Genomic DNA, 23,678 nt, shown 5'->3' with positions numbered 1-23,678 from the left:
CTATGGAAAAAATATACAATCCCCAAGCCATTGAGCAAGCGCTTTACCAGAACTGGGAAGAGCAAGGTTACTTCAAGCCAAACGGCGATCTAACAAAAGATGCATACAGCATCATGATCCCACCGCCAAATGTCACTGGTAGCCTGCACATGGGTCATGCCTTCCAACAAACGATCATGGATGCGCTAACTCGTTACAAGCGTATGCAAGGTAACAACACGTTATGGCAAGTTGGTACCGATCACGCTGGTATCGCAACACAAATGGTTGTTGAACGTAAGATTGCAGCTGAAGAAAACAAAACGCGCCACGATTATGGCCGTGATGCTTTCATCGACAAGATCTGGGATTGGAAAAACGAATCAGGCGGTAACATCACGCGTCAAATGCGTCGTTTAGGCACATCTGTAGATTGGGATCGCGAACGTTTTACGATGGATGACGGCCTGTCTGAAGCAGTAAAAGAAGTATTCGTACGTTTATTTAAAGAAGATCTTATTTACCGTGGCAAGCGCCTAGTAAATTGGGATCCAAAATTCCACACAGCTATTTCTGATCTTGAAGTTGAGAGCAAAGAAAAGCAAGGCAGCATGTGGTACTTCCGCTACCCACTAGCAGACGGCGAAACAACTGCTGACGGTAAAGATCACATCGTTGTAGCGACAACACGTCCAGAAACAATGCTAGGTGACTCTGCGGTTGCAGTACACCCGAAAGACGAACGCTATGCAGCGCTTGTTGGTAAAGACATCATTCTTCCTATTGTTGGTCGTCGCATCAAGATTGTTGCAGATGACTATGCTGATATGGAAAAAGGCACGGGTTGTGTAAAAATCACACCTGCTCATGACTTTAACGATTACGAAGTTGGTAAGCGTAACAACTTAGTGATGTTCAACATCCTAACTGAAAACGCTGATATCCGTGAAGAAGCGGAAATCATCAACTCAGACGGCACAGAAAACACTGAACTAACGTTCACTATTCCTGCTGAATACCAAGGCATGGAACGTTTTGCTGCACGTAAAGCAATCGTAGCTAAGTTTGAAGAGCTTGAGCTACTAGAAAAAATTGAACCACATACACTACAAGTACCTTACGGCGATCGTAGTGGTGTTGTGATTGAGCCACTACTAACAGACCAATGGTATGTTAGTGTTGGTCCAATGGCGAAAGTAGCAACTGACGCAGTTAAAGATGGCGAAATTCAGTTCGTGCCAAAACAGTACGAAAACATGTACTTCTCGTGGATGAACGACGTACAAGATTGGTGTATCTCACGTCAACTTTGGTGGGGTCATCGTATTCCAGCTTGGTACGATAACGAAGGGAATGTATTCGTTGGTCGTGATGAAGCGGAAGTTCGTGCAGAAAACAACTTAGGTCCAGAGATCGCATTACGTCAAGACGACGATGTGCTTGATACTTGGTTCTCATCTGCGCTTTGGACATTCTCAACACAAGGCTGGCCACAGCAAACGCAAGATCTTAAAGTGTTCCACCCAAGTGATGTACTGGTAACAGGTTTCGACATCATCTTCTTCTGGGTTGCACGTATGATCATGATGACGATGCACTTCATCAAAGATGAAAACGGCAAGCCACAAGTACCTTTTAAAACTGTTTATGTAACAGGTTTAGTACGTGATGAAGCTGGCGATAAAATGTCAAAATCAAAAGGTAACGTACTTGATCCACTAGACATGATCGACGGTATCGACCTTGAGTCACTAGTAGAAAAACGTACTGGTAACATGATGCAGCCACAACTTGCTAAGAAAATTGAAAAAGCAACGCGTAAAGAATTTGAAGGCGGCATTGAAGCTCACGGTACTGACGCATTACGCTTCACATTAGCAGCAATGGCATCGACTGGTCGTGACATTAACTGGGACATGAAACGTCTTGATGGTTACCGTAACTTCTGTAACAAACTATGGAACGCAAGCCGTTACGTATTAATGAACACAGAAGAACATGATTGTGGCCAAAATGGCGGCGACATGGAATTCAGTCTTGCAGATCGCTGGATCCAGGGTCAATTCCAGGAATCAATCAAAGCTTACCGTGAAGCAGTTGATACTTACCGTCTTGATCTTGCAGCAAACATCGCTTACGAATTCACATGGAATCAGTTCTGCGATTGGTACTTAGAATTAACTAAACCAGTATTTGCACAAGGTACGGAAGCGCAACTGCGTGGTACACGTCATACGCTAGTAACGATCCTAGAAGAGTTACAACGTTTGATGCACCCAATCATGCCGTTCATCACTGAAGAGATCTGGCAGCGTGTTGCACCACTTGCTGGTAAGCACACTGAAGGCGCAACGATCATGCTACAGGCATTCCCTGAGTTTGATGCAGACAAAGTTGATGCGCAATCAATGCAAGATCTAGAATGGGTTAAGACATTCATTATCGCTGTACGTAATATTCGTGGCGAAATGGACATCAGCCCAAGTAAGCCTATTTCTATCTTGCTTAAAAACGTAGGACCTGAAGAGCAACGTCGTCTAGACGAAAACCAACAGTTCCTAAGTTCATTAGCAAAATTAGAAGCTATTACAATTCTTGATGATAACGAAGAAGCGCCAATCTCAGCAACCTCTCTATTAGGCGACATGGAAATCTTAATTCCAATGGCTGGTCTAATCGATAAAGATGCTGAAATTGCCCGTATCAACAAGCAAATGGAAAAAGTCCAAAAAGACTTAGACCGTGTTTCAGGCAAGCTAAACAACGAGAAATTTGTTGGTAAAGCACCAGAAGCAGTAATTGCCAAAGAACGTGAAAAACTAGCGGAATTTGAAAGCACTATTGCTAAACTTGATGCTCAAAAAGCACGAATTGAATCGATCTAATCGTTAAAATCGTACTTACCTAAAAAGGGACAGCTGATTAATCAGCTGTCCCTTTTTTATTTATTATTTCTAATCAATACGTCATAGACATCACAAATAACCCATCAACATCCCGTAAAAATATTCCCATCCCAACCCTTAAGATGTAAAATAATTGTTAACAAGGTTAAATTGTAGTTATAAACACATCAGCAGCTTAGCTATAAATGTCGACACCAAGGAATGGAGTGATAGGTTATGGGTAGCACAGACTCTCTGAATCATATATTGATCAATGCAATTCAACATCTGCCAATTGGCATTTTTTGGAAGGATATTCACGGTCAATACCTAGGCTGTAATCAACATTGCCTATCCTTATTTGATTTGCCATCAGAGCAATTCATTATTGGTAAAACAGATACACAACTACAACCCGCATTTAAAGAAAAACAGTTTCCCAACGAAGCGCTTATGCAAACCGATCAAGAGGCGCTAATCCACGGGCGCAGTGTCATTGCCAGAATGATGCAAATGGAAACGATCTATGGACAAGGCCAATTTGAGATTACCAAAATTCCACTGCACAGTAACAATGGCAACATAATAGGCTTACTGGGTATTGCGATTGATGTATCAAGTAAATTTCGTTCGGAGAAAAAATTACAAGAAAAAACAGCCTTACTAAACTCTATTTTTGATGCTCTACCTGACTTTGTTATTTATAAAGACATGCAAGGCCGAATCGTCGAGTGCAACCGTGCAGCACTCAAATTAGCGAAAAAGAAGAAGGCCGATGTAATCGGTAAAACCATTACAGAAGTGCTGCCTGCATCAACGGCAAAGGTCAGTATCGATTATGATAGCCAGTTAAAATCAAACTATAAAAGTGCTAATTACAAAATGGAATTTGAATTAGCAGGCCGACAAGTCTACGTCGATGTGCACAAACACCCTGTCATTCAAAATAATGAATTAGTCGGTACCGTCAGTATATCTCGAGATATAAAAGAGCGCCGTAATACCCTAGAAAAAATTGCAACACTAACCAAACACGATCAATTAACCAAACAATTAAACCGAGCCACATTTCTACAAGAACTTGAAAATATCAATCCGCAGCACGACTGGGGGATGATCCTCATTGATATAAAAAAACTGGGTAAATTAAACAGCCAGTACGGTACAACCATCGGTGATAAAGTACTTGTATATGTTGGTAAGATGATCAAGGAGATGGCACCTAACTCCGCCCATTTAGCCCGCATACAAGGGGATAGGTTTGCTATTTTAACCGACCAAGTTAGCTCGCCAAATCAGCTTAATTACCTGTGTAATAAATTGATCGACAGACTTAATAGACAAATAGAAATTCAAGGCCACGTCATTGATCTCGCGATATGCATTGGTGCGACTAGCTACCCTGATACTATTCAAAATACCAATCAATTACTCACTTGCAGTGAACAGGCATTACTGCGATCACGTAAACATATAGAACAAAGTTACACCTTATTTGATCCTATATTAGAAGCGCATGCAGAGGCAGAAAAATGCTTAATAGACGATTTAAAACAAACGATTAATGATAAATCTATCGATCTATATTACCAGCCAGTTATCGATGCAAACAGTAAAGTCGTACTTGGGGTTGAAGCACTAGCGCGCTGGCATCACCCAGAGCAAGGACTCATCATGCCCATTAAATTCATTGAACTTGCTGAAAAAAATAACTTAATCGGTCAACTCGGTGAAGTGGTATTAGAAAAAGCCTGTCAGCAACTTGCACAATGGCGAGCACAAGATATTGATATTTTTATGGCCGTCAACTTATCACCGATCCAATTTAACGATCCACAACTTATTAGCAAAATAAAACATTACATTGAATACTACGATATACCAGCACATCGGCTAGAAATCGAAGTGACCGAAAGTGCATTGATGGAGTCAAATCAAACCGCAGAACACATGTTAGAGGAATTAATTGAGCTCGGAGTGCGTTTGTCTATCGATGATTTTGGGACTGGATATTGCTCGCTATCTTATTTAAAAAATATGCCAGCGCATAAACTAAAAATTGATAAGTCATTTGTCGATGAACTTGAACTCGATAAAACCACAACGGCTATTACACGCTCAGTGATCAGTTTAGCGAGGGAATTAAATATTACCGTGACAGCGGAAGGTGTCGAGGAAGAGTCGCAGATGCAGTGGTTACAAGCACAGCAATGTGATCAATTTCAGGGGTATTTATTTAGTCGCCCGTTACCGAGCGACAAATTTTGTCTGTGGTATAAAACACACCATGCCACACACAATAATATTACTTATCAGCAACCAACAAAAACAGCGATGCCATTGCAGGTATTATGATGCATCTTCTTCGAAGAAAGTGCCCCAGCCGTCATAAGTAACATCTTGTTCGATAGACATTTTAAGTAGTGCTTCGATATCACGAGTGATGGTATCGATATCCAGTTCCGTTTCAACAATACAGTCGAATGCGAATACTTTTTGGCCGTCTTCTAGCTCAACTTCTTCAGGATCTGATACATCGTAGCCCAGCTTAAATGCAGCAATCGCCGCTTTTTCTAGCTGTGCAAAATCATCACCAGCAAAATGATGTTCAATAGAATAAACAGCATCAGGATCACTGCCATCTTCTAATAGGTTATCAATGATCTCTTCGGCTTCAACTTTCAGCTCGGCAAATTCTTTTTCAAAATCCACTAGGTTAATCTCTTTAGTTATGATGTATGAAGAATACTCTGGTTTTAATATTCATGCCATTAAATTATACCCAAAATAACGCCTCAAACATAGGGCAAGATAACCTGATAGAATGGCTTAAAGTGTATTATTATCACTATTTCATCGCTATTTCGGCACTTAATTAAGGCTAGCTTGTCTACAGCTAATATCGATATTATTTCAAATTTATCACACGCTAATATGAATGATTTAGCGTGTTGTATTATGTATTAGGTTAACCATATTGTGATCAAAACAACTGTAAGCACAAAACGTATTCCCATAGAGAATCCTGAAGATACCCTTGCACTTTTCTCACGTAGAGCTGCCGCGTCAGTGTTTATGATCGTAGCGATGACCGCTGTGCTACTCGCTAATTTATACCACTTGCAGGTATCTGGTTACAGTAAATACGTCGGACGAGCGAATAACAATCGCATTCGAATTGTGCCAATTCCGCCTAATCGAGGATTGATTTATGATCGCAATGGCATCCTATTAGCTAAAAATGTACCTATTTATTCACTTGAAATTATCCCAGAAAAAATAGTAAGCATAGACAATACCTTAGCAAAATTACAAACGCTATTTGAATTAAGTGATGATGATATCAGCGACTTTAAACAGTCAATGCAACACACTCGGCACTTTAAATCTGTGTCGCTTGTCGACCAGTTAACCGAAAAACAAGTCGCCATGTTTAGCGTACATAAATATCAATTTCCTGGCGTCTTTGTTGATGCTTTTCTCGAGCGTTATTATCCGTATAGAGAAAATTTAACCCACATATTAGGCTATGTCGCTAAAATTAATGATCGTGATATCAAACGATTAAAGCAGCAGCATAAATATAAGCAATATCGTGCGACCAGAACCATAGGTAAACTGGGCATTGAGCGATCTTATGAAGAAACCCTGCATGGCCAATCAGGCTTTGCAAAAGTCGAAGTCAATAACCAAGGCAGAGTGATCCGCACATTAGAGACTGTCGCACCAATCCCAGGTAAAGATATAACCCTCAATATCGATATTAACCTTCAGCTATATGCTAACAAGCTACTGACCGAGAAAAAAATAGATCCACTCACAGGCAAGCCTGTACTTAAACATAAACGTGGTGCCCTGGTGGTATTAGACCCTAGCGATGACTCCATTCTGGCTATGGTGTCCAGCCCAAGTTATGACCCGAACTTATTTGTGCATGGTATCTCATCAACCAAATACAAGGCACTATTGGCAGATCCCGACCGACCGTTATTCAATCGTGTCACGCTAGGTACTTATTCTCCGGGTTCTACAGCCAAGCCTATGATTGCTGCGGCAGCATTAGCTGAAGGTGTCATTACTCCTGATACCAAAAGAAACGATGCAGGTTGGTGGCGCATCCCCAATACCAATACTCGAAAATGGCGAGATGATATACGTTGGGGCTTTGGCGAAGTTGATATTTACAAAGCGATAGAAAAATCGGTAAATACCTACTTTTACCCTATCGCTTATGACATGGGGATTGATCGCTTATCCGCTTGGATGAACAAGTTTGGTTACGGCCTGCCTTCGGGCGTTGATATTAATGAAGATAGCCGCGCAAATATGCCAACGAGAGAGTGGAAACAGGCTCATTATAAACAATCTTGGTATCAAGGCGATACGATCCCAATTGGTATAGGACAAGGCTATTGGACAGCAACACCACTACAAATAGCCAAAGCGACCTCTGTTGTGGCGAATAAAGGCTTAGTGCATAGACCGCATATCGTTCGTAGCATTGTTGAAAATAGTGTTGATACCCCGATTACTTTCAACGACTTTGCTAAACTTAACGGCGTAAAACCTGAAACATGGGATATTGTCCAGGAAGGCATGCGCCGCGTGTTGGTGACAGGTACAGGTCGTAAAGCGTTTAACAATGTGGCTTATGACGCCGCGGGTAAATCAGGTACGAGTCAGGTATTTGGGCTCGCTCATGGCGAAAATTATAATGCCGAGGAGTTAACGGAGCGTTTACGAGATCATGCTTTATTCACTGCTTTTGCGCCACTGAAGTCGCCGAAAGTCTTGGTGACAGCGGTACTCGAAAATGGCGGCTGGGGTCGACGCGCTGCGCCCATGGTCAGAAAAATAATGGACTATGTATTAATCAAACCAACATTAGCACCGCAATCAGCGCAGCTACATAAATCCTCTTAGATAAAAAAAACCTCCGTGTTATGCGGAGGTTTTTATATTTATTCATTATGCACTGAACGTTAAGATTAAGGTGTAAATACGACTTTTACACTGTCATCTACTTCTGACGAGTCAATATAAGCAATCGCATTCGCATGTGATGCTACCTGGCTTTTAATCAGTGATGATGAGCCAATAGTCTTTGGCGGTTTACCTTTACCGGTAAACACTAAACGTGACCAATAAGCTTGTAGTTGTGAGTCACTTTTACCTGTCACACCACCGTGGAATTCGCCACGAATAGCACTGCCACTCGCTTGCTCAATCACTTGTGCTTTGGCGCCATTAGGTAATTTTTTCGATTTACCTAAATACAATTTAGATACTTGTGCTTTCGATAGTGAGTCAGGGCCTGTTGGGTTAACAATAACCACCACACCAGCTTGTGCTACACCCGAGATTAATGCTGCTGTTAAGGCAACTTTAGCTAATAGTTTCATCAAAGTTCCCCTTAAAATACTGCATCAAATGATACGGTGTAAACAATAGTATCTTCGTTAATTTGACTACCCAAACTATCGAGATTTGAACTCAAGCCGCCGGATGTGCCATCAAAGCCATCAGCATAAGTAACATCGGCTTTTAGTGCGAGGTTAGAGCTAATGTCATAACGCGTACCAATGCTGTAAGCATTACGCTTCCAGTTAAAAGCTGGTTCATAAGGAAGAGCTCTCTCACTATCATCCGTCGTTTTAAGGAAAGCATAAGTCACGTAGGGAGTGAAATCGCTAATACGGTAACCTAGGGTGATATAACCAGACTCTGTATCCGAGTATTGACCTTCAACATCAGAAACCGCAAACTCTGAGATCGCAAGTAATGAACCGTTATCATAACTCAAACCAACACCAGCAAAATAGCTATCTTCTTCATCAAAAAAGGTTGATCCGTCTTTACTATCAAGTGTTGTTTGGTAATACGTAGTACGGAAAACCCACTCTTCATAAGCAAACGATGCTGAAGCGCCGAGAATATCTTTGTAGTCCACTTCGCCGAGCGCTGCTCCAGTGTCACGGTCAGCATGACCATAACTTGCTTGTAGTGTGACAGCAACATCACCCATATCAAAATCGTAAATCGCATCAACCCCATCAAACGATGACAGTGGCACAATACTGTAAAGTTCACTTGGTGGTGAAGCCCAAGGTTGTGCGAAACCCACTTCTAAATAATCAGAATACATATACAATGGCACACGTAAGCGACCGATACGTGTAACAAAGCCATTATCAAAATCATGGCTTAAGAATGCCCATTCCATTTCAGTAGACCAATCATCACTACCGCGAGCAACGAGCTGAGCAACAATTTTTGTTTGCTCTGTTAATGCGAACGAACCTTGCAGGCCAAGTTTGCTGCCTTCAGAGAAGTCGGCATCTTTATCGTAGCCATTATATCCAGCATCGTTATTAGCCACACCAACTTTACCAGTGAAGAAACCATTAATAGACATCCGATCAGATAGCGAGTCATACGAGCTCTCTTCCTGTAACATTGCTAATTCCTGCTCAAGTTGAGCAAGACGCTGCGAATCAGTTGGTGCAGCCATCACAAATTGCGATGCACAAACAGCAGCCAGTGGTAGCATTATAAATGCTTTTTTCATCTAAAATCTCCTTATCCTAATACACTTAGTCCATTTTGGATTTATTCAAAACTGGTCATACAAGACTTAAATTCACGCTAAAAAATTCATAAATTAGTATGATGGTATTATTCATGCTTACAGATTTCTTTTAGTGATCTACATCTCACCGTTAAAACTTGTTGCGATAATGTGACTAGTTAAATTGAACTTTTCACCTATGCACATACCTATTAACATTAATTAAACATTGTAAATACCCCGAACGCTATAGATCCCGCAGATTTCAATAATGATTAATATCGTGCTTTACAGTAAGTGTTATTGCCTCACTGTTTAACTATAAAACGAAATTGCAGTTAAAAAAATACCGAACTTATAGCTCGGTATTTTTCAAATCAATTATGCAGTACAGTGATTAAGGTTTAAATACCACTTTCACTGAAGCATCAAGGTCGGCTTCATCAATATAACCAATCGCGTTGATATTCGACGCCACTGAGTTTTTAACCGACGCCGATGAGCCAAGTGCTTTTGGTGGCTTACCTTTACCTGTAAAGACTAAACGTGACCAGTAAGCTTGTAATTGTGCATCGCTTTTACCTGTGATTGCACCATGAAACTCGTCACGAACAGCATTACCTTTAGCTTGCTCTAGTACGCTTGCTTTACTGCCATTCGGTAATTTTTTCGATTTACCCAAATACAGTTTTGATACTTGAGATTTTGATAATGCATCTGGGCCATTTGGGTTACCAATAACCACAACACCCGCTTGTGCAACACCAGAAAATAATGCTGTGGTTAGCACAACTTTAGCTAATAAATTCATTATGCTATTCCTTAAAATACAGCGTCAAATGAGATGGTATAAACGATAGTGTCATCGAATTCTTGCGTGTTAGCATACGCAGGGCTTACGTTCGATGCTAATGATCCAGTGGTATCACCAAAGTCACCGGCGTAAGTTACATCTAATTTTAATGCTAAATTGGCGCTAATGTCATAACGTGTACCAACGCTATACGTACTGCGCTGCCAAGTTAATAATGTCGTGTCGACAGAACTAGCCGCTCGTTTTTCATCATCCGTGGTTTTCAAATATGAATAGCTAACGTAAGGCGTGAACGCCTCAACACGGTAACCCAGCGTGATGTATGCTGACTCAGTATCCGCATAAGCACCTTCAACTTTTGAGATGGTATATTCAGAAATAGCAATTAACGAACCATTGTCATAACTAACACCCGCACCAATAAATTGAGCTCGTTCATTTTCAAACGCTCCCAATAGCGGCAAACCAGTGTCAGCCGAACTTAGGTCTGTTTGAAAATAAGTACCGCGGAATACCCACTCTTCATAAGAAAGCGTGGCAGATAAACCGGCAATATCACTAAACTCAACATCAGTACCCACAGAGTTATCTTCAGCAGAAGAACTGTCATTACCATAGCTTGCTTGCAATGCTAATATTGCATCACCTAGATCATGCTGGTAAGTAACATCAACACCATTGAATGAAGTAATAGGTGCAATGGTGTATACGTCAGCAGGCGGTGTCGCCCAAGGCTGTGCATAGCCCACTTCTAAAAAGTCTGAATACATATATAGCGGTAAACGTAAACGACCGACACGCGTAACAAAACCGTTATCAAAATCATGGCTTAAAAAAGCCCATTCCATTTCAGGCGTCCAATCATCGCTACCACGGCCTACAAGCTGTGCAACAATTTGAGTTTGATCTGTTAAAGCAAATGTACCTTGCAGACCCAATTTGCTGCCATCAGCAAAGTTAGGTGTTGTCGTGGCATTATCAAAACCAGCATCATTGTTAGCAGCGACCATTTTACCGGTAAAGAAACCATTAATCGTCATACGATCTGCAAGTGAATCATAAGAACTCTGCTCTTGTAACATCGCAAGTTCTTGTTCAAGTTTCGCTAGGCGCTCTGCGTCCGTTGCTGCATAAGCAAATTGCGTTGCACAAACGACAGCCAGTGGTAACAACGTAAATACTTTTTTCATCCGTCAATCCTAGGTTAATAACCAATCATCATATTGTTTTATCATTTTTATTAAACATTAATAAAAACAGATAAAACCAAACAAAACAGGATCTTATAGTAACATAACGGCTTGAATTAGTGGATCTTACACACGCTGACAAAAATGTAGAATAATCGCTCTATTCGGTGCCTTCGCAACCAAAAAAATAGCTAAACAATTGAAGTTAACGCTACGCCGATAAATAGATTAAAAAGGTATACCCCTTAATAACCTAGCTAAGCTCGGTTTTTTAGTTTCGGTGTGGATGAAATAAAAATAAAAAAGAAATAATAACGAGATAGGAAGGAAAGTAATGAGTCAGCGGCGTTAATAAACACCGCGACTCAAACGTTATAACTTAATAATGTTACGGTCGGTAGACAATTTTGACTGAATCATCTGCTTCAGTAATATCTAAATAGCCAATCGCATTCTTATCACGGGCAATTTTACGACGTAATAAGTGACTAGAAGAGACTACTTCAGGCTTTTTGCCTAATCCCGTAAACACATTTTTAGACCAGTGGGCATTAACTTGTGCTGGCGTACGACCAGTCACTAAAGCATGAAAGTCTTTATGTAACCTTGACTGCTTTGGTAACTCATACACTTTAGCTAAGTCCCCGCTTGGCAATTTTTTAGTCTGGCCAAGATATATTTTTTTAACCTGAACTTTAGTCAGTTCATCGGGACCTAATGGATTAACGACCACAACTATCTCAGCCATTGCTGATGAGATAAAAAATGGTAATAGAAATAATATTCCCTTAATCATCTTCTGCATTTTTTCCTCCATGAAATTTGTAATCAATTATCCCCCAACCGCTAAATATTAAGGGGGAGAACATCGCGTTAAGGTCGGTAAGCAATTTTGACACTGTCATTCACTAACGATTCGTCAATGTAACCTATCGCATTCTCATTATTGCTAACCAACGACAATATCAATTCAGGTGTGCGTACTGTATGCGGCGGCTTGCCTTTACCGGTGAAAATAAGACGCGACCAATATGCTTGTAACTGTGATGTATTTTTATGCGTGACCTTCTGATGAAACTCACGTTTTATATCACTGTCATCTACCATATCGATGATATATGCCTTACCCTGGCCAGGAAGATGTTTACTCTTCCCTAAATACAGTTTGCTGACTTGTATTTCTGATAAATAATCTGGACCTAACAGATTAACGATCACCACAACATCAGCTCGCGCACTCGCAATTAACAACAACGACAATAATGCACCTTTAAGTAGAGCACTCATCATCCTCACCCTAAAACACCATGTTCAATGATGTGGTGTAAACCATCGTATCGTCTTCGATTACATTAGACTGATTAGCAAGAACGTTACCTAACTGGTTGACAATATTGTCACTTAGGCCACCGGTAGCACCTGAACTACCAAAGTTACCACTATAAGTAATATCAAATTTAAGCGCCATGTTGGCATTAATGTCATAACGAAGACCAGCGCTATAAGTTGAACGCTGTGCATCAAATACAATTTGATTCACGGGGTTTAATACGCGTTCATCATCATCCGTGGTATCCATCATTGCATAGGTCATATAAGGCGTGATATTACCAAATCGATAAGCAACTGATACATAGGCTGAGTCAACGTCTTGCCAGTTCCCTTCAGCGCTGCTAGCAGCATCAGGACCACCGCCATCTACCTGAGACTTAGTCCATTCGGCCACGACAAGTAGATCACCATCGTCATAGCTTGCGCCAAGACCAATGAAACTGGTATCAGCATCGGTGAAATTGACTAAAGGAATAGCCGTACCCGGTACAGTAGCATCGCCCGAATTCAGCGTTGTCATCACATAACTCGCACGTACGCTAAAGCTGTTATAACTAAAAGTACTCGCGAAACCGATAACATCGTCATATTCAACATCAGTACCGAAGTCTGTTTCTTCATCGGGATCAGAGCCAACGCCGGTATACGCTTGGAATTGCCACTCAGCTTCATCAAATGGGATGGTATAGACAAAATCAATGCCTTCGTATGAACTAACCGGTACGACGGCATAAACTTCTTCAGGTGGACGTAACCAAGGCTGAGCAAAGTTAACTTCTAGATAATCTGAATACATATACAAAGGCACACGTAAGCGACCCGCTCGCACCGTTAAATCGTTATCAAAAGTATGACTTAAAAAAGCCCACTCCATTTCAGGACGCCAATGTTGTTCTGCGCGAGAAACCAATTGCGCAACAAGGAAGGTACTTTCTGTCACTTCAAATGAGGCTTGTAGACCGACTTTCGTTTCAGGTACATAATCTAAAGTTTTATCATAGCCTGCGTAGCCTGCATCATTTGAAGCCATGCCTGCGCTTAAGGTGAAAAAACCATTCACAGTGACATTGTTAACACGATTAGTTTCTGCTTGCTGTTCTTCGAGTACAGATACCTGCTCTTCAAGTAATTGCACACGACGCAATTGTTCTGCAGAGGCGTAACTTGAGGATAGTGCAGCTGAGATACAAACAGCTAAAGATAGTGTTGCGGCAGGGGTTGTTAAGCGAGTTGATTGTCGGGTTAATAATCGAATTGGTCTAACTGTTGATACTGTCTTTGATATCGTGTTTGATCCATCAATAGCAATTTGCTTGCTCATAAAATTTCTCTCCTTAGAAATTTCGTGTAGCAAGCAAATTGTCGTTACTTACTACACACTAAATTGATTTGTTGCTTGTCTTAATTGTTGTGTAGCAGCCTCGATTGCTTGTGTTATCTCGTCCAGCACTTCGGTATCTTCAGACACTTGTGTTGCTATCGAATGAGTTTCATCGATATAACCATGTATCAGTTTTGTCGTTTGCGCCTGCTCTTCCGTCGCAGATGCAATTTGCTCATTGACGACATTGATGGCTTCAACTTTACCCGAAATACTGGTCAGAGAATCGCCCGCACTCGATGATTGCTCGACGCCCATATCCGCTTTACTCATCCCACGTTGCATCGCTTCCACAGCACCTCGTGAAGCACGTTGCAGTTCTTCCAATACTTGTTGGATCTCTTGAGTTGAGTCTTGTGTGCGAGAGGCTAAAGTTCGAACTTCGTCTGCAACAACAGCAAAGCCTCGTCCTTGTTCACCCGCACGCGCCGCTTCAATAGCTGCATTTAATGCTAACAGATTGGTCTGATCGGCGATACTGCGGATAGTGTCGAGGATCAAGCCGACATTACTAGTATGAGAGTCTAATTCGTCGATAACTTTTGAGGCAGTTTTCACCTCATCAGCCAGTTCGTGTATGGCTTCGATGGTCTTTTTAACAACCACGGTTCCAGTCTCTGCTTCGCTGTTTGCACTGCTCGCTTCTGCCGAGGCATTAGATGCATAATCAGCAATATGCCTTACAGTCTCAAACATTTCATTCATCGAGCGAGATACCTGATCAATCGACTGACTTTGCTCTTGAATACGAGATTTAGACGTACAGCTTGATGTCGCTAATTGTGTCGACGCTTGTGATAGTGAATCGATTGAATTAATCGTTTCGCTGATACTGCAATGCAGCTTGTCTAAAAATTGGTTAAACCAATAAACAAGATCACCCACTTCATCTTTATTTGCGTAATCAATACGCACAGTCAGATCACCGTCGCCTTCTGCGATTGCTTTTAACGAATCAGACACTTTACGAATACTGCCAGTGATCGATACTGTCAGCCAATAACACACTGCCAGCACTAAAATAATTACACCGACACCTAACATCACACCGCGGTTACGACTCTTATCAGAACTCGCTAATGACGTTTCAATCAAGGCTGTAAAATCTGCTTGGCTATCTTCTTTAAACTTGCCTAGGTCAGCTAATAACTTTTCTAAGTTAAGGCTATTTTTTTCTGCCAAATTAGATAAGTTATCCATAGATATAGAACCAGTAATCAAGCCATTAGCTAAGTATTTAGCAGAATTGTAATACTCTTTAGCTTCACTCTTAATTAACAATAACTCGCTACGTTTATCGGGATGAATAGAGTTAATAAAATCTAATTGGGTAATCAGATCAGCATAAACCTCATCAGCACTTAGCAGCATATCTTCATCACCAATGGTGACAGATGTTTCAATGGCTTGCGTTATCTCGGCAATCTTACTATTACTGATCGTTGCCGCTTCAAGTACTGGATAATAAATGGCAGAGAGTTGTGATAAACGTTCTTTATTTTCTTTCACCACCTGAATATTGGCGAACAGATAAGTTAAGAAACTAACGACAACAACCGCCGAAAGAATACCGATCTTATGCTTGATTTTTAATTGGGTGGAGAGTCCCATTTCATACCTCTGTAGCGTTTGTAAGTTAGTTTGATATATGATGACAATACCAATTCAGTCCCTTTGATCTAACTTATAGATCGGACAATATCCTCAAAATCTCTAATACCTTATCGGCCTTAAAATGAAAGTCATGACCTTTTTTTGTATATTAGATGTTATTAAACCGTTAGTATTAGACTATTTATACTACCTGAATAAATTAGCCCAAACGAGCCTCTGTAGTTAATAAGTAACCACATTCTTACAAATCATACAAAAAAAAAGCTTATTATATAAATCATAATAAGCTTTATTATTTTAGTTTTTCAAATCAATCTCTTAGCATCTAGGCACTAGTCGCAATGCCTCTTGTACAACCTCAACACCTGCGCCTTTTTTATGTCCTTGCTCACTCAGATGACGTTTCCACGCTCTTGCACCCGGTAAGCCAAGGAATAAACCCAGCATATGACGATAAATATGCGTTAAACTTCCGCCATTACGAATATGGTTTTCAATATACGGCAACATCAGTTCAGCATAATCATGACGGCTTAGCGTTGATTTTTCTGCGCCATAAACTTGTTCATCAATCTGGCTCAACAAGAAAGGGTTATGATACGCTTCACGCCCCATCATCACACCATCAACATGGCCTAGATGTAATTGCGTGTCTTCTAGTGTTTTAACACCGCCATTAATACCAATGAATAACTCAGGAAAGTCCTGTTTGATATCGTAAACGCGTTGATAATTCAGTTCTGGGATCTCACGGTTTTCTTTCGGGCTTAAACCACTTAACCAAGCTTTGCGCGCATGTAAGGTAAAGTCATTACAACCTGTTGCTGCAACCGTCTCGATAAACGTTTGTAAAAATTCATATGAATCTTGATCATCAATACCAATGCGGGTCTTAACGGTAACTGGAATATCCACCACATCTTGCATGGCTTTAACGCAATCAGCCACCAGCGTTGGTTCTGCCATTAAGCATGCGCCAAATTTACCGCTTTGCACACGGTCTGATGGACAGCCCACGTTCAAGTTAATTTCGTCATAGCCGCGTTCTTGAGCCAGCTTCGCACTTTGTGCTAGGTCGATAGGATTACTACCACCCAGCTGTAACGACACCGGATGCTCTTCTTGGTTGTAGGCAAGGTAATCACCGCGACCATGAATAATCGCACCTGTAGTGACCATCTCGGTGTACAACAGGGTATTTTTGGTTAGCAAGCGGTGGAAGTAACGGCAATGACGATCAGTCCAATCCAACATTGGCGCAATAGAAAAACGCCCAGGGGCATGAACACTGGTAATAGCTGGCTTGGTCATTGCTTTATTATCTCTTATCTGGATGCGTCAGTGCACTTAATGTAAGTGCGCTATATCGTGAACTTATTTAAAATCAGCGTTACAACGTAGCCATGGCCACGAAAAACAAGGGGGCGATCATACACCCTGAAGGCAGTACTTTCAAAAATAAAGATCGCTCTCACCTATTTACTCATATCAGTGCTAATACCAGTCCTAACAATATCCCTCATAACAGTGCTAATAACAGCAACTTATTTTAGCTTTAACGCATCGCCATAGATCTTGATGGCAAAATCAAGAAAGGCCCTCACTTTCGGTATCTTAGCGCGATGGCGTGGATACAAAGCATAGACATCAACAGACTCCATGCCCCAGTCTGGTAGCACACGCACTAACTGTCCGGAAGCCACTTCTTCACGGCTCATATAATCGGGCAATACCGCGATACCTAAACCATCCACTAAAGATTGTTTGAGGATAGCAAAATCATCCACCAATAACCGCGGCTTACAATTAACGTTAAAAGCCTCACCTGCTGTCGACACTAGGTTTAACGTTGGATCATTGTTCGTTGGGTTCATCACTAATAATTGATGGGTTAACAATTCGGTTACCGTTTGTGGTTTGCCGTGTTTGGCCAAATAAGCAGGACTAGCAAATAACGAGCGTGTGGCGGTACCGAGATTTTTAGCCATCAACATCGAGTCTTCTAATCGGCCAACGCGGATCACCACATCAAACCCTTCTTCGATAAAATCAACACGCCGGTTAACGAGATTAAGTTGCACGTTTAATTCTGGATATTGATGCATAAAGGTCGCTAAAGCCGGTCTTAATATCTGCTGCCCTGTCGATATTGATGCGCCAACTTTTAATTCACCTTTATAGCTATGTAATAATTCCGATACCGATGCCTTGGCTAAGTCCAGTTCTTCATGCACCCGCTTACAATGTACTAAATAGCGTTTACCCGCTTCAGTTAAATGCTGTGAACGCGTCGAGCGTTCTAACAAGGTGATATTTAATTGCTGCTCTAACCGTGAGACTTTACGGCTCACATTCGCTTTGGGGATACTGAGTCTGTCTGCTGCAAGGGTAAAACTGCCTGTTTCTACCACCGCTAAAAACACCATCATGTCGTTTAAATCATTTTCCATGTTATCAACGCCTGTCCATTGTTGTTGAATATGGAATTATCATATCAATAAGTCAGTATTTATCAAACAACCTTAACGTCCTATTATTAATTTCAACAACGCGATGTTAACAACCACACCAAATAACTTCCGCGTAAATAATACCAAAATAAAATAACTCAAAAACATGGAGCAGAACATGCAAATACTCAGTAGAAAATCATTACCCCTCGGCGGTTTTGCTGGTTTAACAGAACATCGCTTAGTCACGGATAGACGTGTATTTGGTCGTAATAAAGTAGCCAATACATTCGATGGTATCGGTAATTTTGTTTACCTCGCTGATGCGCAATTTAATCCTCGCGGTCAAACGCATATGCACCCACATAAAGAAATCGATGTAATTTCTATCATGATAGACGGCCGTGTAAGTCACGAAGGTTCGCTTGAACACGGCCAAAGCTTAAATGCGGGTGAAGCACAAATACAACGTGCCGGTGGCGAAGGTTTCTCACACAACGAAATCAATCCAGATAACAGCAAAAACCGTATGTTGCAGTTATGGGTACTACCCGATGAGTCAGGCCAACCTGCGGGATACAAACACTATAAATTAAATGCTAATGGCGTGACCCGTATCTATGGCGGTGCGAAGAATCAAAGCCAGACTTTTGATAGCAAAACAGCCATCGACATAGTGCGCTTGGCTGCAGGAGAAAGCATACATTTCACGCATGAAACACTCGCTTATGTCAGTAAAGGCAACGTGGCATTCGCGGATAAAAATAGCACCTTCGACGCTGAAGATGGCGATTTGATCCGGAGTTATCAAACAGATCTCACGGCGAACACAGATGTCGAGATAGTTGTTATTAGCAATCAATAACCCGTTATTTAATTATGCATTTCAACGATCAAATTTAACGATAAAGTAAAAGGAAATTACCATGAATAAATTTGCAGAAACATTAACGATTGATAATGCCGTATTGGCGATGATTGACCATCAAACTGGGCTACTCGTTAGCTGCCGCGATCAAGACCCACATTTGATGACCGAAAACATCAAAGGCTTATGCGCAATGGCAAAAACAGTCGGCATGCCTACGGTGACAACAGCAAGTATGCCAGATGGTCCGAATGGCCCAATCATGTCTGAAATAACCGATATTTTAGGCCATGACATTATAGAACGCGCAGGTGAAATTAATGCATGGAAAAGCCCAGCATTCAAACAGGCCATCGAGGCAACAGGGCGTAAGAAAATCATCATGGCGGGAATAGTGACCGATGTGTGTTTAATGTTCCCCGCTATTTCAGCCGTCGCAGAAGGTTATGATGTTTATGCTGTCGTCGATGCATCAGGTACATGGAATAAAGCGGTTGCAGACGCATCCATTCATCGCATGACACAAGCAGGTGTAAAAGTAGCAACGTGGGCATCGGTACTGGCTGAGGTGATGGATGATTGGCGCAGTGAAAAAGGCATGGAACTGGGGGGTATCTTAGGCCAGCACACCACTTATCGCTGGGTATACAACAGCTTTTTACAAGCGAACCAATTGTAAAGCTAATCGAACTTCATCATGTTGAGCGCGCATAAATATGCCCTGCATACAGCGTTCAACATGATCTTTTATTGAGGAATAAAATAAGGTAAATAGATTACAAAAAATAGCGTTGTAACCTAGTTATAATCATAATCTACCTATATTTTGCTAAAGCTATAGGTATAAATAGAGATAATAAAATATATCGTTATAAACGACTTATTAAGCAGTATATAATATTATGATACCGGTATCTTTTACACCTTGATTATATAACACTAAAAAAACCACTATAAAAGCCCGCCTCTAGGCTATTTTTAACGTATTCCAATTAGCAAACCCACCTCAATGTGTTAGCATTATCCTTTCTCAGCCATTTAATGATCCCTATGACAGATTCAGCGAACAATTTACTCTACAGAGCCCAACAGCTTTGTGTTACGCGTGCGGTTCGCTTCACCCCTATTAGGCAGCAGATCTTTTTATTAATGGCACAGCACAATGCCATGATCAGCGCTTACGATCTACTTGCTCAGCTGCAGCTATTAGAACCAAATGCCAAACCGCCGACGGTATACCGTGCCCTCGACTTTCTATTAGAAGAAGGTTTCATCCATAAAATAGAATCAAGCAATGCTTTTATTTTATGCCCGCATTTTGGAGAAAAACATCCTTCACAGCTACTCTTATGTAAGAGTTGTGGTGGCGTGATTGAATTGCACAATACCGAAATCGAAGAATTGCTGCAATCACTTGCAGATGAGCATGGTTTTGCAATTACGACCAAGACAGTAGAAGCACACGGTATCTGTGCCGATTGTCGTAAATAATTAAATTTCAGGAACAAGAACGATGCGCGTAGAATTTATTAATCCATTTATTTCATCTTTATTAAACGTATTGAATACCATGGCGCAAGTGGAGTTAACTCCAGGCAAGCCAAGACTTAAAAAAGATGATAAAGCGAAAGGTGACATCTCCGGTATTATGGGAATGATGTCTACTCAAGCTAAAGGTTCATTTGCACTGACATTTGATGAGCCACTCGCATTAGCTATCATGAATAACATGCTTGGTGAAAAGCCCGCTGCTATTGATGCTGAAGTCATTGATATGGTTGGTGAGATCACGAATATGGTTACCGGTGGTGCAAAACGTATTTTAGCCGATAAAGGCTTTGATTTTGATATGTCTACGCCGATCGTGGTATCGGGTAAGGGTCATACTGTGACACATAAATCAGAAGGGCCTAAATTGTTACTGCCACTCACAAGTAAATTCGGCAGTGCTTCAATTGAGATATGTTTCGATAATTAAGCTATTTCAATAATTAAGTTATATTGTGAAGCAAACGCCAATCAATACCAAATCCCAGATACTAAAAAGCCAATCTCAATGAGATTGGCTTTTTATTAAGACTTAATTTTTACTTAACAGAGTAAGTAAGAATTATAGGCTTTTAGCATTTTTAGTTAGGTATTTAGCAACGCCTTCTGGAGATGCGTCCATACCTTCTTTGCCAGCTTCCCATTGTGCAGGACAAACTTCACCGTTTTTCTCGTGGAAGTTTAGTGCATCAACCATACGTAGCATTTCATCGATGTTACGGCCTAAAGGAAGGTCGTTAACAACTTGGTGACGAACAACACCGTTTGTGTCGATTAGGAAAGAACCACGGAAAGCAACACCAGCTTCTGGATGTTCAACGTCGTATGCTTTACAGATTTCGTGCTTAACGTCAGCTACTAGTGGGTATTTAACTGGACCGATACCGCCATCTTCGATAGCAGTGTTACGCCATGCGTTGTGGCTGAATTGTGAATCGATTGAAACACCGATTACTTCAACGCCGCGCTTTTGGAATTCTTCAAGACGGTGATCAAAAGCGATTAGCTCTGATGGGCAAACAAATGTGAAATCAAGAGGGTAGAAAAATAAAACTGCTGATTTACCTTTAGTGAATTCAGTGAAGTTAAAGCTATCAACGATTTCGCCGTTACCTAGTACTGCTGCAGCTGTAAAGTCAGGTGCTTGACGTCCTACTAAAACCATTTTAATCTCCTAAATTAATTAAATATTTGCTTATTTACGGCATAATTTTTACATTAAATATAATCTTAAACCAATTGCTTTACCCAATCATTTTGATAGGTTAAAGCTATCGGTAATTAAGCGTTCATAAGATAAAATTTATTGAAATATAACCATAGCATCGCACTTTCTTGTTGTCATCTCGTGTCAGCTGTTTTTATTAAGCTTGTGATAATGACGACGTTTAATATGATGGACATAATGCAGAACCTAAACTTATAGTCCGCGCTGCCACTCTTTACGCAATTTACTGTGCTCTGGTGCTTCAATCGCACTGCGCACTTGCGCTAACAACTGCGCTTTATCTTTCCCTAACGTGCCCTTCAAAGACAAATAGTTAGAGGCATGGTCAGATCTGAATACCGTATTATTCAATTCCAAATTCTCTAGCAGCATCTGCATTTCCAGAAATAATCCGTGTTGATCGGGTAATTGGAAACCATTTTTAAAATTGTGCGCAAATTTAGCTTGGCCCAATGGAAAAGACACCACTAACGTGGATAAATAATCTGGTTGTGCTTCATTCATCAAGCGAGCTGAGTTTAATGCATGCTGTTTGGTAAATTCAGTACCACCAAGGCCATTTAATATCATCACCGAGGTTTTAATGCCTGCGCCTTTGAGTTTGTATAACGCATCAAGTTGTGAATCGTACGTTTCACCTTTTTCGACTAACGCCAGCACCTCATCATCACCACTTTCACAACCAACATAAACAATACCGAGTCCTAAATTACCTAACTCATAAAGCTCAGCCAATGATTTACTTTTGATGTTACGCGGCAGGCAATAGGCACTCACTCTTTGCACATCGGGCATGTGTTTACGGATCAGTAATAAGATCTCTTTTAAACGTTTAAACGGTAACGTCATCGCATCGCCGTCTGCTAGAAAAACACGCTGATGTTTTTGACCACTGGCAACAACACTTAAAATTTCAGCTTCGATGTCATCGATTTTTTTAGCGCGAAATTTTTTCTGTGGTTGCGTATACATATCGCAAAAAGTGCAGTTATTCCAAGAACAACCATTTGCGACTTGTAAGATCAATGAACGCCATTCACTCGGCGGACGAAATACAGGTTCAACATAAGAGATAGGCATAAAACAGTTCCATTATTTGAGGGTAAGCATCCGCTGCTAATTTAAGGAGGGTAGCAGTGTTATGGGCTCAACACTGCTAATTTATTCGATTATTCTGCGTTTAACTGACTCTTAAGGTCATAACCAGAAAGATGTGCGTAATGAGTCAAATATACAGTCGCTAGCACTTTTGCTTCACGAACGTATTTATCTGCTGATTCAGGCTCTTGTACTGCTAGACGTAAAATAGAGCCGACAGTACGTGGCAAGATAACCGAGATCATCTTAATCTGCTCAGCACTAATCTCATCAGAAACGATGCTTTCCATTTGCTTTTGAATCACTGCAGAATGGAAATCAAGCGCTGACTGATCAATACTTTTTAGCTCAGGTAAGGAATCTACACCCGACCAAACAGCCATATAACCCGGTTCTTTACGATAAAATTCAGCGTATACCTCAATAACCAATTCAATGCGTTCTCCAAGTGGTAAATCACTTGGTACAGCCGAGAATCGTAATTGCAGTGCTTGAAGGTGACGCTCTGCTAAAGCACGAATTATCGATGCTTTATTTGGAAAATAACGGTACAACGATGTTCTGGTTAAACCTGATGCTTTTGCTATATCAGAAGGCGTAGCATTAGCAATACCAATTTCATCAAACAAAGCTGCCGCAGAATCAATTATTTGCTTTACTCTTTCAAGGCTTCTTTCCTGCCTCGGAAGATTTCTTTGCGTCGTGTTATTTTCTGTCATATGC

General features: G+C 41.0%; 21 protein-coding genes. 7 read left to right on the top strand and 14 right to left on the bottom strand.

Translation table 11 applies throughout. From position 1 onward, the window contains the following. Positions 1 to 2: 2 nt before the first annotated feature. Positions 3 to 2,864: a valine--tRNA ligase gene (locus JFU56_RS15995; RefSeq protein WP_198438274.1), complete on the top strand. Its 2,862-nt coding sequence runs from the start codon at positions 3 to 5 to the stop codon at positions 2,862 to 2,864. Between the two features lie 237 nt (positions 2,865 to 3,101). Then, on the top strand, positions 3,102 to 5,219 hold the full coding sequence (locus JFU56_RS15990) for a GGDEF domain-containing phosphodiesterase (protein WP_198438273.1): 2,118 nt from the start codon (positions 3,102 to 3,104) through the stop codon (positions 5,217 to 5,219). Here JFU56_RS15990 and rraB read toward each other — a convergent pair. Then, positions 5,214 to 5,576, bottom strand: a complete 363-nt coding sequence (rraB, locus tag JFU56_RS15985; protein ID WP_198438272.1) for a ribonuclease E inhibitor RraB — start codon at positions 5,574 to 5,576, stop codon at positions 5,214 to 5,216. The genes JFU56_RS15990 and rraB overlap by 6 nt on opposite strands. 267 nt (positions 5,577 to 5,843) lie before the next feature. On the opposite strand from rraB, the gene mrdA reads away from it, so the two are divergent. Continuing rightward, positions 5,844 to 7,787: a penicillin-binding protein 2 gene (gene mrdA, locus JFU56_RS15980; RefSeq protein ID WP_242065984.1), complete on the top strand. Its 1,944-nt coding sequence runs from the start codon at positions 5,844 to 5,846 to the stop codon at positions 7,785 to 7,787. A 65-nt stretch (positions 7,788 to 7,852) separates the two neighbouring features. Here the strand turns inward: mrdA and JFU56_RS15975 are convergent, their stop codons facing one another. The 10 genes from JFU56_RS15975 to JFU56_RS15930 all read right to left on the bottom strand — a co-directional run bounded on the left by JFU56_RS15975 (position 7,853) and on the right by JFU56_RS15930 (position 18,213). After that, positions 7,853 to 8,266: a phosphate ABC transporter substrate-binding protein gene (locus tag JFU56_RS15975; RefSeq protein ID WP_198438271.1), complete on the bottom strand. Its 414-nt coding sequence runs from the start codon at positions 8,264 to 8,266 to the stop codon at positions 7,853 to 7,855. A gap of 11 nt (positions 8,267 to 8,277) precedes the next feature. Beyond that, positions 8,278 to 9,432 (bottom strand): porin, encoded by a 1,155-nt coding sequence (locus JFU56_RS15970; protein ID WP_198438270.1) that lies wholly within the window; start codon positions 9,430 to 9,432, stop codon positions 8,278 to 8,280. Between the two features lie 397 nt (positions 9,433 to 9,829). After that, positions 9,830 to 10,243 (bottom strand): phosphate ABC transporter substrate-binding protein, encoded by a 414-nt coding sequence (locus JFU56_RS15965; RefSeq protein ID WP_198438269.1) that lies wholly within the window; start codon positions 10,241 to 10,243, stop codon positions 9,830 to 9,832. Positions 10,244 to 10,254: 11 nt separating this feature from the next. Continuing rightward, the gene (locus JFU56_RS15960) at positions 10,255 to 11,436 is read right to left on the bottom strand and encodes a hypothetical protein (RefSeq protein ID WP_198438268.1); all 1,182 of its coding nucleotides are present in this window, start codon (positions 11,434 to 11,436) and stop codon (positions 10,255 to 10,257) included. Positions 11,437 to 11,824: 388 nt separating this feature from the next. Then, positions 11,825 to 12,241, bottom strand: a complete 417-nt coding sequence (locus JFU56_RS15955) for a phosphate ABC transporter substrate-binding protein (protein WP_242065983.1) — start codon at positions 12,239 to 12,241, stop codon at positions 11,825 to 11,827. Between the two features lie 68 nt (positions 12,242 to 12,309). Continuing rightward, positions 12,310 to 12,726: a phosphate ABC transporter substrate-binding protein gene (locus tag JFU56_RS15950; RefSeq protein WP_242065982.1), complete on the bottom strand. Its 417-nt coding sequence runs from the start codon at positions 12,724 to 12,726 to the stop codon at positions 12,310 to 12,312. A gap of 7 nt (positions 12,727 to 12,733) precedes the next feature. Next, positions 12,734 to 14,089, bottom strand: a complete 1,356-nt coding sequence (locus JFU56_RS15945) for a hypothetical protein (protein WP_198438267.1) — start codon at positions 14,087 to 14,089, stop codon at positions 12,734 to 12,736. A gap of 51 nt (positions 14,090 to 14,140) precedes the next feature. Then, positions 14,141 to 15,760 carry a methyl-accepting chemotaxis protein gene (locus JFU56_RS15940; protein ID WP_198438266.1) on the bottom strand — a complete coding sequence of 540 codons (1,620 nt, stop codon included), beginning with the start codon at positions 15,758 to 15,760 and terminating at the stop codon, positions 14,141 to 14,143. A 321-nt stretch (positions 15,761 to 16,081) separates the two neighbouring features. Beyond that, positions 16,082 to 17,074, bottom strand: coding sequence for a tRNA dihydrouridine(20/20a) synthase DusA (dusA, locus tag JFU56_RS15935; RefSeq protein ID WP_198438265.1), 993 nt, complete (start codon positions 17,072 to 17,074; stop codon positions 16,082 to 16,084). Positions 17,075 to 17,307: 233 nt separating this feature from the next. After that, positions 17,308 to 18,213 (bottom strand): LysR family transcriptional regulator, encoded by a 906-nt coding sequence (locus JFU56_RS15930; protein WP_198438264.1) that lies wholly within the window; start codon positions 18,211 to 18,213, stop codon positions 17,308 to 17,310. 178 nt (positions 18,214 to 18,391) lie between these two features. On the opposite strand from JFU56_RS15930, the gene JFU56_RS15925 reads away from it, so the two are divergent. The 4 genes from JFU56_RS15925 to JFU56_RS15910 all read left to right on the top strand — a co-directional run bounded on the left by JFU56_RS15925 (position 18,392) and on the right by JFU56_RS15910 (position 21,059). Continuing rightward, positions 18,392 to 19,078 (top strand): pirin family protein, encoded by a 687-nt coding sequence (locus tag JFU56_RS15925; RefSeq protein ID WP_198438263.1) that lies wholly within the window; start codon positions 18,392 to 18,394, stop codon positions 19,076 to 19,078. A 61-nt stretch (positions 19,079 to 19,139) separates the two neighbouring features. Then, positions 19,140 to 19,760, top strand: coding sequence for an isochorismatase family protein (locus JFU56_RS15920; RefSeq protein WP_198438262.1), 621 nt, complete (start codon positions 19,140 to 19,142; stop codon positions 19,758 to 19,760). A gap of 371 nt (positions 19,761 to 20,131) precedes the next feature. Continuing rightward, a complete protein-coding gene (zur, locus tag JFU56_RS15915; RefSeq protein ID WP_242065981.1) occupies positions 20,132 to 20,572 on the top strand; it encodes a zinc uptake transcriptional repressor Zur in 441 nt (146 codons plus the stop codon). Positions 20,573 to 20,594: 22 nt separating this feature from the next. Next, positions 20,595 to 21,059: a chemotaxis protein CheX gene (locus JFU56_RS15910; RefSeq protein ID WP_198438260.1), complete on the top strand. Its 465-nt coding sequence runs from the start codon at positions 20,595 to 20,597 to the stop codon at positions 21,057 to 21,059. Positions 21,060 to 21,191: 132 nt separating this feature from the next. Here the strand turns inward: JFU56_RS15910 and JFU56_RS15905 are convergent, their stop codons facing one another. The 3 genes from JFU56_RS15905 to JFU56_RS15895 form a co-directional block, all read right to left on the bottom strand. After that, positions 21,192 to 21,794 (bottom strand): peroxiredoxin C, encoded by a 603-nt coding sequence (locus JFU56_RS15905; RefSeq protein WP_017222837.1) that lies wholly within the window; start codon positions 21,792 to 21,794, stop codon positions 21,192 to 21,194. Positions 21,795 to 22,049: 255 nt separating this feature from the next. Continuing rightward, a complete protein-coding gene (locus JFU56_RS15900; RefSeq protein WP_198438259.1) occupies positions 22,050 to 22,937 on the bottom strand; it encodes a radical SAM protein in 888 nt (295 codons plus the stop codon). 89 nt (positions 22,938 to 23,026) lie between these two features. Next, positions 23,027 to 23,674, bottom strand: coding sequence for a TetR/AcrR family transcriptional regulator (locus JFU56_RS15895; protein WP_198438258.1), 648 nt, complete (start codon positions 23,672 to 23,674; stop codon positions 23,027 to 23,029). Positions 23,675 to 23,678: the final 4 nt, after the last annotated feature.

It is taken from the genome of Moritella sp. F3, from assembly GCF_015082335.1.
Taxonomy (GTDB): Bacteria; Pseudomonadota; Gammaproteobacteria; order Enterobacterales; family Moritellaceae; genus Moritella.
This window is presented reverse-complemented; position numbering and strand designations above follow the sequence as displayed.

Excerpts from the sequence above, each read along its gene's own strand:
- JFU56_RS15995 (WP_198438274.1), top strand. The coding sequence starts at position 3 with ATGGAAAAAATATACAATCCCCAAGCCATTGAGCAAGCGCTTTACCAG.
- JFU56_RS15990 (WP_198438273.1), top strand. The coding sequence starts at position 3,102 with ATGGGTAGCACAGACTCTCTGAATCATATATTGATCAATGCAATTCAA.
- JFU56_RS15975 (WP_198438271.1), bottom strand. The coding sequence starts at position 8,266 with ATGAAACTATTAGCTAAAGTTGCCTTAACAGCAGCATTAATCTCGGGT.
- JFU56_RS15970 (WP_198438270.1), bottom strand. The coding sequence starts at position 9,432 with ATGAAAAAAGCATTTATAATGCTACCACTGGCTGCTGTTTGTGCATCG.
- JFU56_RS15965 (WP_198438269.1), bottom strand. The coding sequence starts at position 10,243 with ATGAATTTATTAGCTAAAGTTGTGCTAACCACAGCATTATTTTCTGGT.
- JFU56_RS15960 (WP_198438268.1), bottom strand. The coding sequence starts at position 11,436 with ATGAAAAAAGTATTTACGTTGTTACCACTGGCTGTCGTTTGTGCAACG.
- JFU56_RS15955 (WP_242065983.1), bottom strand. The coding sequence starts at position 12,241 with ATGCAGAAGATGATTAAGGGAATATTATTTCTATTACCATTTTTTATC.
- JFU56_RS15950 (WP_242065982.1), bottom strand. The coding sequence starts at position 12,726 with ATGATGAGTGCTCTACTTAAAGGTGCATTATTGTCGTTGTTGTTAATT.
- JFU56_RS15945 (WP_198438267.1), bottom strand. The coding sequence starts at position 14,089 with ATGAGCAAGCAAATTGCTATTGATGGATCAAACACGATATCAAAGACA.
- JFU56_RS15940 (WP_198438266.1), bottom strand. The coding sequence starts at position 15,760 with ATGGGACTCTCCACCCAATTAAAAATCAAGCATAAGATCGGTATTCTT.
- dusA (WP_198438265.1), bottom strand. The coding sequence starts at position 17,074 with ATGACCAAGCCAGCTATTACCAGTGTTCATGCCCCTGGGCGTTTTTCT.
- JFU56_RS15930 (WP_198438264.1), bottom strand. The coding sequence starts at position 18,213 with ATGGAAAATGATTTAAACGACATGATGGTGTTTTTAGCGGTGGTAGAA.
- JFU56_RS15925 (WP_198438263.1), top strand. The coding sequence starts at position 18,392 with ATGCAAATACTCAGTAGAAAATCATTACCCCTCGGCGGTTTTGCTGGT.
- JFU56_RS15920 (WP_198438262.1), top strand. The coding sequence starts at position 19,140 with ATGAATAAATTTGCAGAAACATTAACGATTGATAATGCCGTATTGGCG.
- zur (WP_242065981.1), top strand. The coding sequence starts at position 20,132 with ATGACAGATTCAGCGAACAATTTACTCTACAGAGCCCAACAGCTTTGT.
- JFU56_RS15910 (WP_198438260.1), top strand. The coding sequence starts at position 20,595 with ATGCGCGTAGAATTTATTAATCCATTTATTTCATCTTTATTAAACGTA.
- JFU56_RS15905 (WP_017222837.1), bottom strand. The coding sequence starts at position 21,794 with ATGGTTTTAGTAGGACGTCAAGCACCTGACTTTACAGCTGCAGCAGTA.
- JFU56_RS15900 (WP_198438259.1), bottom strand. The coding sequence starts at position 22,937 with ATGCCTATCTCTTATGTTGAACCTGTATTTCGTCCGCCGAGTGAATGG.
- JFU56_RS15895 (WP_198438258.1), bottom strand. The coding sequence starts at position 23,674 with ATGACAGAAAATAACACGACGCAAAGAAATCTTCCGAGGCAGGAAAGA.